We start from the raw sequence: 10,853 nt of genomic DNA, 5'->3' as shown, positions 1-10,853 counted from the left end.
GCGGCTTTAGCAATAGATCCTGTTTGCGCAATCATCACAAAATACTGTAACGACTCTAATTTCATCAAGCACCTCTAAGCGTCAATTTTTTTGACCCTGAGCAATTATAGCTTAAAAACAAATTACAGTACCATACACGGGTTGTTTTAGTATTTAGAGTAGGAAAAATGCATTGGATATATTTAATTATTGCGGTAATTCTAGAAGTTATCGGTACAACTGTGATGAAGTGGCTGGTAGATAACGACCACATACTGTTAGGCAGCTTATTTGTAACTTTGATGGTAGGCTTAGCTTACCTTGCCCTTAGCCAAGCCACCAGCAAAATACCTATCGCATTAGCCAACGCCTTTTGGGAAGGTTTAGGCATGGTATTTATCGCCTCTGTTTCAATTGTGTTTCTTGGCGAAGCGATTTCTGTAGGGCAAGTGTTTGCATTATTTTTAGCCATTAGTGGCATTGTGATCATTAACAGTGGCCATGCAATGCAGGAGCAAACACAATGATATTGTCTTGGCTTTATATTCTTGGCTCAGTGACGTTTGATATTGCCGCCAATGTGTTTTTAGAAATGTCTCAAGGCTTTAAAAACAAGCTTTACGGTGTACTTGCTATTATTTTTATTATGGCTGCGTTTGCCTTACTTACCCTTGCCGTGCAAGGTATTCCACTGTTTATTGCGTATGCTACTTGGGGGGCCATGTCTATCAGCGGCACCGCACTAGCTACCTGGTTGTTATTTGACCACAAGTTAAATTGGGTTGTATGCCTTGGTTTAGCTGTGTTGATCCTGTCAATTGTTACCATGCAACTGACCGGTAATTAGTTCCATAAGCAAGCGGTGTAAGCCAGTGACTACCGTTTAGTAATGAGTAGCTACGCTATTTAACGTGGTGCTAATAAATATGATTTGTTGGCTACTCATCACTATGACCTAAGACCAAAAAGCTAATATCATCACGGGGGGCTTCATCACCAACAATTTTATCCATCGTGAGCTGCAATTGATGTTGCAACTTACGTAATGATAGCCGCGTCAATCTTTTCAACAATTTTGCCAAAATAAGCTCAGTTACCTGACGACCTGCAGCTAATTTACATTCCCACACCCCATCAGAAAATACAGCTAAGCGGTCACCTTGGTTAAACGAACACTGTTCGTTTGCAAAACAAGTTGCGCGCGATATCCCCACTGCCGTGCCCCCTCTTCCAAGGCGCTTTACTTTACCGTTACTGTGAATTAAAAATGGATGAGGGTGACCCGCTTGGCAAAATGTGATGGTGTTATTCGCCAAATCGATTACGCCATAGAGCAAGGTAAAAGCATCACCGTTGTGCTCAGCACAGGCAAACTGAATATTTAAATGACTAACAACCTCTGCAGGGTTGGATATATTCAGCGCTTTACCTGCAACTTCCGAGCAACCAGTTAGTTCTTTGATATAGCGTGCTATAGCATAAGACAACATAGCAGAGCGCACGCCAGACCCCGCTACATCAATTTGATAAAAAACCAGTTTCTCATCGGCTATCGATAGCAACGCATACATATCACCCGCAACACCTTGAGCAGCTTTAAAGTAATGTGCCATTGCAATACCTTGCATATTAACATGGGCATCTGGTAACGTGCTTGCTTGCAATTGAGCGGCAGCCGCCTGCCCCGCTGCTATTTCGTTACTCAGTTCTGTTTGTTTTGCTAAGGCGGCGCGTAATTCAATATTTTTATGTTGTGTTTCTGCCATCAGCGTTATAACACGTAATCCCGCCAATATACGTACTCGAAGTTCTTCTGAATTAAACGGCTTACTTAAATAATCATCTGCACCTGAGTCCATAGCTGCCACTAGGTCGACGGGGTTAGTGCGGCTGGTTAAAATCATAAAGTACGGCGCTTGGGCAATTTCGCTTTTAACTTTTTTACATAAGGTTAAGCCATCCATATTAGGCATATGCCAATCGCTTAACACCATATCAACTTGACTACTGAGCCCTTGGTTTTCTTGTAGGTAACTAAACGCTTGCTCACCATCTTGTACTTCAACAGTGTTATAACCAAACTTTCTAAGTTTTAGCTTTATTAGTTCTCGTTCTGCGAGCGAGTCTTCTACAATTAACAGCAACGGTTTTTTTGCGGTTAGTGAACTATCACCTTTTGCTACCATAGCTTGCTCCTGTTGTGACTACTGTGGATCAATAACGCAAAATTCACACCATATAATAAAAATAGAAATATCAGTGAATTAGTCTAATCTTAAAGAGCAGATGCAAGCGTACTCTTATTTTGCAACGCAAAATAAGAACTATTTTAGCAATCAGTGCCAATTAAAATTTAAACCATCTATTTTGCGCACAGTATCTATCGTAGCGGCTTTAAAAAGATGTTAATAACAATTACGCTGCGTCGAGTAGTGGGGGAACACTATGAAAATAGCTAAACACTTAGCTAACAGCAAGTCTCTATTAGAATTTATGTTAGATAATATTGCTAATGGTGTCATAGTACTTGATGCACTGGGCACTGTGGTGGCGGTTAATAATAGCTGTAAAAATTTTTTACCCGCGCATTTTAATACGCTACTTGGTCAATCATTTACGCAACTGTTAGCTGCCACAGATGCCGAAAAATTCGCCAAATATATGCAGGCCACATTAGTGTCGTCTGCAAATAAACCGCTAGCTTTACCGCTGGTTATGGCTATTGCACAGCCCTATTGCAGCGTCACCTTACTTGCCATCACCCGCTGTCAGCTTGAACAGCAGCAGTATGTGATTTTGTCTATTGCTCTATCGCATTTAGACAGTGTTGGGGTTACCGACGTTGATACTGAACGCAAAATAAAGTCGGCTATTTCAGACTCCAGCTTAGATACGCTGATCACCATAAACATGGACGATATTATTGTCGACTATAACGAAACCGGTTACAAAATGTTTGGCTGGAAGCGGGAAGAAGTGCTTGGCCGTCGCATGTACGAACTGTTTGTGCCCCCCGAATTACACGCAGCGCACAAACATGGTTTAGAGCATTACAAAAACACCCGTGAAGGGCCATTATTGGGCAAACGTGTGGTTATTGAAGCAATGCACCGTGATGGCCATAGAATTCCTGTTGAATTAAGTTTAGTACCAATCGATTTAAAAGATCAGCACTATGTAACCGCATTTTTACGCGACATTAGTGAATTAAAACAGTCAGAGCAAGCCCTTAAAGCTGAGTCAGAAAAAGCACAAGCCGCATCAGCCGCTAAGTCCCGGTTTTTATCGCATATGAGCCATGAAATTCGCTCCCCATTAAACTCTCTACTGGGAGGTGTTGAGCTATTAGGCGATATTTTAAATAGCAAAGAGCAAGACTACTTTTATAAATTGGTGCAATCGTCGGGCGAATCTTTATTGGCCATAATTAATGAAATTTTAGACTTTTCAAAAATTGAATCGGGGCATGTAGAACTTCATCGCGAAATGACCTCAATCGACGATTTAGTCGAACAAGCACTGCAAACCGCCATTATAAACTGCCCTGAACAGGTCTATCTATTTGGTAGTATCGCTCCGACTACGCCGGCATTAATAGAATTAGATGCCAGCAAAATCCGCCAAGTCATGATTATTTTTTTAGATAATGCGATGAAGTTTACCCAGCACGGAATGATCAGTCTTAACTTAGCGTACTTCACCAGCGCGGCGGGCGAAGCAACCGAGGGCACTTTACAAATAAAAGTAAGCGACACCGGCGTGGGCATTGATAAACATGAGCAAAATAAAATATTCGCGGAGTTTGAACAAGTTGATGCAATTCGCGATAGCAGCTTTGGTGGCACAGGCCTTGGATTAACAATCGCTAAGCGTCTCATTGAGCTTATGGGGGGCAGCATTAAACTACAAAGCAGTAAAGCCTGTGGTACTCGGTTTATTATTGAGATCCCCTGTAAGAATCAGTCATTACCGTTAACCACACAGCCGCTACCCGAAGTGATTGCTGTAATGGGCCCTGATCCCGCGTTACATACCTTTGTCTCTAATACGGTGTTAGCACACGCGAATAATCCCGTGCAAACACTCTATTATGAGCATCAGCAGCCGCTTGCAGCGTGGCTTACTGAGCACCAAGTAAACTATCTGATTTGTAATGATAGCCATTATCAACAATACCAATTAGCAGATACCCTAGCAGACTCAATTCCAGTGGTGGTTATTGCCACTTCGCATTTATCAACGCCTAATTTTAGTAATAAACAACTCGCGCTGATCCAAGCCCCTACCACATCGCGTAAATTAATCAACGCCTTAATAGCTGCTAACAGTAATACAACAGCGTCTCAACACCCTCAGGTTAGCAATGCAAACACGGCCCAGGCAGCAACAACAGCTAAAACTAATAAGGTTAATAGTGATACCCACAGCAGTGCTGCAAATAACATTCATGTGTTAGTAGTCGATGACATGATGTCGAATCGTTTAGTGGCAAAAGCCATGCTGACTAAAGTGGGCTTTGAAGTGGATGAAGCGCAAAATGGATTAGAAGCGTTAGATAAGGTAGCCGCAAAACACTTTGATATTGTGCTCATGGATATGCGAATGCCGAAACTCGATGGCTTAGGTGCCACAATTCGTATTCGAGAAAGTAACGCCCCCTATGCCAATATTCCCATTATCGCGCTCACCGCGAATGCCGAAGAGTCTGAGCGAGAACGCTGTTTAAGCGCGGGGATCAATGCATTTATTAGTAAACCATTCAAATTATCACTATTAATTGCTGAAATTAATCGTCAATTAATGCTAAAGGCAAGCAAGGAGTAACTCAATGCCACAAGCTACACTGTTAAACCCACAAGTAATAACACAAATTATTAGCGACACCTCTATCGACATGCTAGAGCCTCTACTCGCAGCGTTTCTTGATGAGCTGGTTAAACATCAACAACTATTAACCTCAGCTCACACAACCGGCAATATTCAACAAGTGGCCGGGGAAGCGCATGCACTTAAAAGCTGCTCTGGCACTTTTGGCGCAGAGCGACTGTATCAGCAAGCGATGCAATTAGAAGATAACGCTAAATTAGCCAACAGCCACATTGCATTACTCAGTGATGATGTAGCCACAGTGATAGAGACTATTGAAGCTACTCGTAAACATTACCAAGCTTACGATTTTAGTGAAATAAAAAATGCAGTAAGCGTGTAACAGTTGCAACAGGTAAAATTACATTATTTGTCACTGAACACAGGCAATGATCGCAGATCAGGCTAAACTGGTAGTTACTAGAGTAGTAATTAGCTAGGAGTAATAATGAGCCAGACCGTTGCCAATTTAATGACCCGCGATCCCTTTGCCGTGCGTGCAGAACATACCTTGTACGATGCACATAATTTAATGAAAGAAAAAAATGTACGTCATATTCCCGTTATCGACAGTAATGGGGTACTGCAGGGCATGTTAACGCAAAAAATAATGATGACTAAAGTACTTGCCATTATGGGGGCTTATGGGGCAAATGCATTGATTGCTCACGAAAAAGACACTCAAGTAAAAGACTTAATGGCCATCGACTTTGCTTGTGTCACCCCTTCACAACCGCTACACGAGGTGGTGGCATTTTTTGTACAAGGCAGGCACGGCTGCATGCCGGTGGTCGATGCACACAGTAAGCTCGTAGGCATTTTAACCTCAGCCGATTTTGTTCGTCTGGCCGCTGCGCTACTCGAAAAACCTTAATAACGCTTAAATTGTCGAAATGTAACTAAAAACATTTAAATTTCAAAAAGATAATGGATCATCTAGCACCTCAATTATTTGACTATATTGAGACGCAAAGTTATAAGTGAGCAACAGATAAGCTGTTGCGATCTGTCAGCTTGTTTTACATAATCAAAGTAATCACGTGAGCATGCAAAACAATTACTTTGACTAAAGCCAGCGCAGTTTAAATATACCTATTACCTTGAGGCGCCTATGATCCAGCAGCTACAAAATAAACATCAGCTTTCGATACTCTTAGTACTCAGTATTGTCTCTGTATTTGGTATTTCGCCATTTATTGTGATTCGGTTTATAGAAAACAACATCATCGCTGCGCTGATTAACTTAACTTTGGTAACCGGTATTTTAACCTTAACGGGTTTTGCCCACCTGACTGGCAAACATCGCTTAGCCAGTGCCATTATCGCGTTATTTATTAATATTGGCGTGGCCAGCGTAATAATTCTAAATGGTGTAAACAGCGTGCTGTGGGTATATCCGGTGATCGCGGTGACATTTTTTTTAGTAAATCCTCTCAAAGCACTCCTCATCACGCTAGTTAACGTGGGCGTAATAGCCACCATACCGCAACTATTTAATAGTATTCCACTGGGCTCTTATTTAGTAAGTAGCTTAATGTTAGCGGTTTGCGCGTTTGTATACGCAACTTATGCCAACAAACAACTCGATTTACTCGCTACACTTAATAGCACCGATCCGTTAACCGGGGCACTCAATCGCCGCGCCCTTAACCTAGATGCCGCAGCCGCCATTGCCCATGCCGAACGCAGTGGCAGTTGTTACTTATTAGCCTTTTTAGATTTAGATTTCTTTAAAAAAGTCAACGACGAGTTTGGTCATGCAGAAGGTGATAAAGTATTAAAACAATTAGTGACCACGACGAAAGCGCATATTCGTAAATACGATAAGCTGTACCGTTTTGGCGGTGAAGAGTTTGTGCTAATCATTCCTGAAATAGCGCCCAGCGAGCAAGTTGGCTTTATTAATAAGCTACGGGAAACGATTAAAAATGAATTAAAAACTCCGGCAGGAAAAGCGGTAACCGTATCCTTTGGTGTTGCGTCTTGGATACCCGGCACCACAGTGGCAAGCTGGTTTAAACGCGCCGACGATGCTCTGTATCAAGCCAAAGAGCAAGGCCGCGACCGCGCCGTATTTAGTGAAGAATAAAGCCGCTTTAATGGCCGCAGCGAGCCATAGCAAAGAGTAGCAAAATAAACCGCTTGGCTGTTTATTTTGCTTTATTGAGCAGTGCTTTTAAATCGGCAAATGGATTATGCGTAGCCGCAGCAACGGTTGGCTCGCAAGTGCCACCATACAACACGTATTCGTGGTATTTATTATGCTCGTTATCATGACAGTAAATACATAACAACTCCCAATTACTGCCATCATCGGGGTTATTATTATGATTGTGATCAATATGATGTACCGTTAATTCACGTAAATTAGAATACTCAAACTCACGCGCACAACGTCCGCATACCCAAGGATACATTTTTAACGCTTTTTCACGATAACCTTGCTCTTGCTGCTGATATGCTTGCAACCCACTGATATTTTTACTCATACTATTGCTACCTAACTGATTACTAACCCCCTGACACTCGCGTCAGATTACCCCTTTAAGCGGTGTTTTAATAGCTTAAAAAGACAAAAACCGCCATACCAGTGGGCGGTTTTTAGTTGTTTATAATCAACGCGCTGTTACTTACTGCGCGCCTCTCTCATGTATTAGCAGGCTAAGAATGTAGCATTTGCTCAAACTTCATGCCGGTTAATTTAGTAATTACTTTGATCACATAAAAGAAAATACCTATCATCATCAGCATCGATGGAATCGCAATAACCGGATAACTCAACAGCGTCATTTCCCCCAATTGCTCATTAAACTCCACGGTGCCTGCGGGGCTGGTAACAATCCATTTCGCCAGTATGTAATTCATCGTGGAAGAGAACACAAATGTGAGCGCTAAAATATAATTAGCTAAAGTAATTTTTTGTTTAAAGCGCTGTGTATTACCGCGCGCATCTAACGCATCGTAAATAGCATCTAACTTAAATAAAATCGAGTTTAACAGTACCTTTGCCAGTAAAGGCTTACCAAAAAAGCCCGACATTAACACCGTAAAACCAATAATCCCCGGAATAGCCGCTTCTTTTATTGCCAACCATTCAACATTGAGTTCAAACAGCGCAATACCTCCGGTTAATAACGTACTTAAAAAGCCCAGTAGCGAAATAAAATTTAACGAGCCTGCTTTAATAAAATCATAAATGCCATAACCCACAGGAAATACCAGCGCCACGATCAGGCCTGCCACCGTGCCTAAGTATTCAGGCCCTGAAAACTTCATTAAAATGATCGAAGGGATAATAATATTAAACACCACTTCGAACAGCGGGTTATTCTTTTTACGCTTACTGTTATCTTGATTACTCTGTGTCATTCGTTACTTCCATAAATACTTTACTGCTTGAGCGTTTTACTCACCCTCAATAGGGTGCTCACTAGGTTGCTAATATATCAGGGCAGCCCGTTAATAGCTAAATGTTCACCGCTAAGCGGCGATAAATCGACGTTACCAATAGCAAAATACCCCTTGTGACCTTAACCATCACTTTATCTCATGCACTGCGTATAAAAGTTGCTGTTTTCTTATAAACACTTCTATATTTACACTATTTAACCATTGGGCGATACCATGATAAAAGCATCAATACCTGAAGATGAAATGTCTAGGTTAAAAGACTTATATGAGTATGACGTTTTAGATACTGCAGCCGAAAAAATTTTTGATGATTTAACTCAGCTTGCCTCTGATATTTGTGAAACGCCTATATCGCTGATTAGTTTGATCGACCCGAAAAGACAGTGGTTTAAATCAAAGCATGGTATTGATGTTGAAGAAACTGACCGAGATATCGCCTTTTGCTCTCATGCTATTCTACAAGAAAACATTTTTGAAATTCAAAACACATTACTCGACAAACGTTTTCACGACAATCCGCTGGTAACGAGTTTCCCCAATATTCGATTTTATGCCGGCACCCCACTCATCACCCCAAGAGGTCACACTATTGGCACTTTATGTGTTATCAGTAATAAACCAAAAAAGTTAACGCAAAGGCAGCAAAATGCACTGACTATACTGGGTAAAGAGGTGATCGCGCAGCTAGAGCTCAGGCTATACAATAAAAAGCTAACCTTAGCTCTAAAAGATCAACAAGCCCACAATAAAAAACTCGCTGCCCTCAAAGAAAAAGCCGATACAGCCAATCACTCTAAAAGCCAATTTTTAGCAAATATGACCCATGAACTTAGAACACCTCTGCATGGTATTTTAAATTTAGCCGAGCTTGGCCTTGCTGAAGAAACAAACAGCGAGAAAGACGATACGCTAAAAAGTATTTTAAGCTCTGCCAATATACTTTCTAATATCATTAATGATATTTTGGACTTTTCAAAAATAGAAGCCGATAAGTTAGATATTGAAAATATCGATTTTAACCTACACGCTGTGATTAACGATCTTATTAAGCCCCTTAAGCAACAAGCTTACAGTAAAGGTATAAAGTTCAACGTTACAATTGAGCAAAAGATAGCGGCTAATTTAAAGGGCGACCCCATTAGAGTTGGCCAAATTTTAAATAACTTGTGCTCAAATGCGATAAAATTTACAGATCATGGTCACGTTTCGTTAAAGGTAAGCGTTCAAGCTAGTTCATCCAATACACAAGAGGTTTTGTTTGAAGTCGTTGATAGCGGCGTGGGTATTAGCGAGTCTGCACAGGCTAATTTATTCAAAGAATTTCATCAAGCAGACGCATCAACCTCAAGAAAGTTTGGCGGCACAGGACTTGGGTTATCTATTTGTAGTCGGTTAAGTGATTTAATGAACGGCCGCATCAGCTTTACCAGTAAAGAAGATGAAGGCTCTGTATTTAGCTACCAACAAACCTTTGCCATAGCTAGCTTATTTAATGTTACAAAACAGCCGCTAGAAATAACTGATTTACAGGGATGCACAGTTTTAGTTGCTGAAGACAATAAAATAAATCAAATGGTGGTTATAAAAATGCTGCGCGCCCACAATGCTAATGTGGTGCTGACTGAAAATGGCAAAGAGTGTATTGATTACGTTAATAGTAACGTGGTCGATTTGATTTTTATGGATATTCAAATGCCGGTAATTGATGGCATAACTGCCACCAAAGAGATAAGGGCGCAGCAAGTAGGTAATGCAATTCCCATAATAGCGATGACCGCAAATACCATGAAACAAGATATTAAACATTATTTAGATATTGGTATGGATGGTTACTTAACGAAGCCGTTTGATAAAGTAAAATTAAATAGTTTGCTTAATGTATATAACCCAAACAACTGCAGCCTGAAAAATTTAGCGATTAAAATTAGTGACCCCGATGTTTGCAGCGATTGGAAACTAAAACAAATTTGTAGTGAGTTAAAGGCGCTGATCCCCAATGCGAATAGAGTGAGCCTGTGGCTGTTTAATAAAAAGCACAGTGAGTTAAATTGTTTAATATGCCTAGATGAACACAACAAGCTAACGTCGGGAGCCGTGTTAAAAGGGCTTGATCACCCGGCATATTTTAACTACATACTCACCCACCAAGTACTCAATGCCTCAGATGCTAGAAACAATGAAGTAACACAACAATTCAATAACTGCTACTTTGAACCGCTGGGTATTTACTCCTTATTAGATTACATTTATCTTATTGATAACAAACCTTTAGGTGTTATTTGTTGCGAAAGTGTGGGGACAAAAGTGTCGTGGACTGATACAGATAAACAATCATTGATAAAAATTGCCGATATGACAAACTTGTTTTTATCTCAACAGATAAAACCTTATTAAGAGCCCAATAACTTATTTATTAACTCCATTGAGGAATTAGTATCTCTTAGTGTTGGTGGGAAAATCACTCATTTAACTGTTAATGTACAAATAATACGCATTGAATCACTTTAAAAATAGAGTCAAACGCATACAAAGCGGCTGCCTAGCTGGTAAGTTATAACACGCACGATGAAGTACACCCTGCGTGTTCATTAAAGCTT

Annotated in this window: 10 protein-coding genes; 7 read left to right on the top strand and 3 right to left on the bottom strand. The window is 40.8% G+C overall.

Annotated elements, in window-relative coordinates; genetic code table 11:
• Positions 1–167 precede the first annotated feature (167 nt).
• Both ABYB02_RS04150 and ABYB02_RS04145 read left to right on the top strand, forming a co-directional pair.
• The gene (locus tag ABYB02_RS04150) at positions 168–506 is read left to right on the top strand and encodes a multidrug efflux SMR transporter (RefSeq protein ID WP_372761197.1); all 339 of its coding nucleotides are present in this window, start codon (positions 168–170) and stop codon (positions 504–506) included.
• Positions 503–826, top strand: a complete 324-nt coding sequence (locus ABYB02_RS04145) for an SMR family transporter (RefSeq protein WP_372761196.1) — start codon at positions 503–505, stop codon at positions 824–826. The genes ABYB02_RS04150 and ABYB02_RS04145 overlap by 4 nt, the downstream gene beginning before the upstream one ends.
• Positions 827–917: 91 nt before the next feature.
• Here the strand turns inward: ABYB02_RS04145 and ABYB02_RS04140 are convergent, their stop codons facing one another.
• Positions 918–2,165 carry a SpoIIE family protein phosphatase gene (locus ABYB02_RS04140; RefSeq protein ID WP_372761195.1) on the bottom strand — a complete coding sequence of 416 codons (1,248 nt, stop codon included), beginning with the start codon at positions 2,163–2,165 and terminating at the stop codon, positions 918–920.
• A gap of 259 nt (positions 2,166–2,424) precedes the next feature.
• Here ABYB02_RS04140 and ABYB02_RS04135 point away from each other — a divergent pair, with 259 nt between their 5' ends.
• From ABYB02_RS04135 to ABYB02_RS04120, 4 genes are all read left to right on the top strand, one after another.
• Positions 2,425–4,803: a response regulator gene (locus tag ABYB02_RS04135; RefSeq protein ID WP_372761194.1), complete on the top strand. Its 2,379-nt coding sequence runs from the start codon at positions 2,425–2,427 to the stop codon at positions 4,801–4,803.
• Between the two features lie 4 nt (positions 4,804–4,807).
• Positions 4,808–5,188, top strand: coding sequence for an Hpt domain-containing protein (locus ABYB02_RS04130; protein WP_372761193.1), 381 nt, complete (start codon positions 4,808–4,810; stop codon positions 5,186–5,188).
• A 105-nt stretch (positions 5,189–5,293) separates the two neighbouring features.
• The gene (locus tag ABYB02_RS04125) at positions 5,294–5,719 is read left to right on the top strand and encodes an HPP family protein (RefSeq protein ID WP_372761192.1); all 426 of its coding nucleotides are present in this window, start codon (positions 5,294–5,296) and stop codon (positions 5,717–5,719) included.
• A gap of 237 nt (positions 5,720–5,956) precedes the next feature.
• Positions 5,957–6,934, top strand: coding sequence for a GGDEF domain-containing protein (locus ABYB02_RS04120; protein ID WP_372761191.1), 978 nt, complete (start codon positions 5,957–5,959; stop codon positions 6,932–6,934).
• A gap of 61 nt (positions 6,935–6,995) precedes the next feature.
• On the opposite strand, the gene ABYB02_RS04115 is transcribed toward ABYB02_RS04120, so the two are convergent.
• On the bottom strand, positions 6,996–7,334 hold the full coding sequence (locus tag ABYB02_RS04115) for a YajD family HNH nuclease (RefSeq protein ID WP_372761190.1): 339 nt from the start codon (positions 7,332–7,334) through the stop codon (positions 6,996–6,998).
• Between the two features lie 172 nt (positions 7,335–7,506).
• Positions 7,507–8,214, bottom strand: a complete 708-nt coding sequence (locus tag ABYB02_RS04110) for a VC0807 family protein (protein WP_372761189.1) — start codon at positions 8,212–8,214, stop codon at positions 7,507–7,509.
• 255 nt (positions 8,215–8,469) lie between these two features.
• Here ABYB02_RS04110 and ABYB02_RS04105 point away from each other — a divergent pair, with 255 nt between their 5' ends.
• Positions 8,470–10,650: a response regulator gene (locus tag ABYB02_RS04105; RefSeq protein ID WP_372761188.1), complete on the top strand. Its 2,181-nt coding sequence runs from the start codon at positions 8,470–8,472 to the stop codon at positions 10,648–10,650.
• Positions 10,651–10,853: the final 203 nt, after the last annotated feature.

Source organism: Pseudoalteromonas sp. (assembly GCF_041613455.1).
Classification (GTDB): domain Bacteria; phylum Pseudomonadota; class Gammaproteobacteria; order Enterobacterales; family Alteromonadaceae; genus Pseudoalteromonas.
This window is presented reverse-complemented; position numbering and strand designations above follow the sequence as displayed.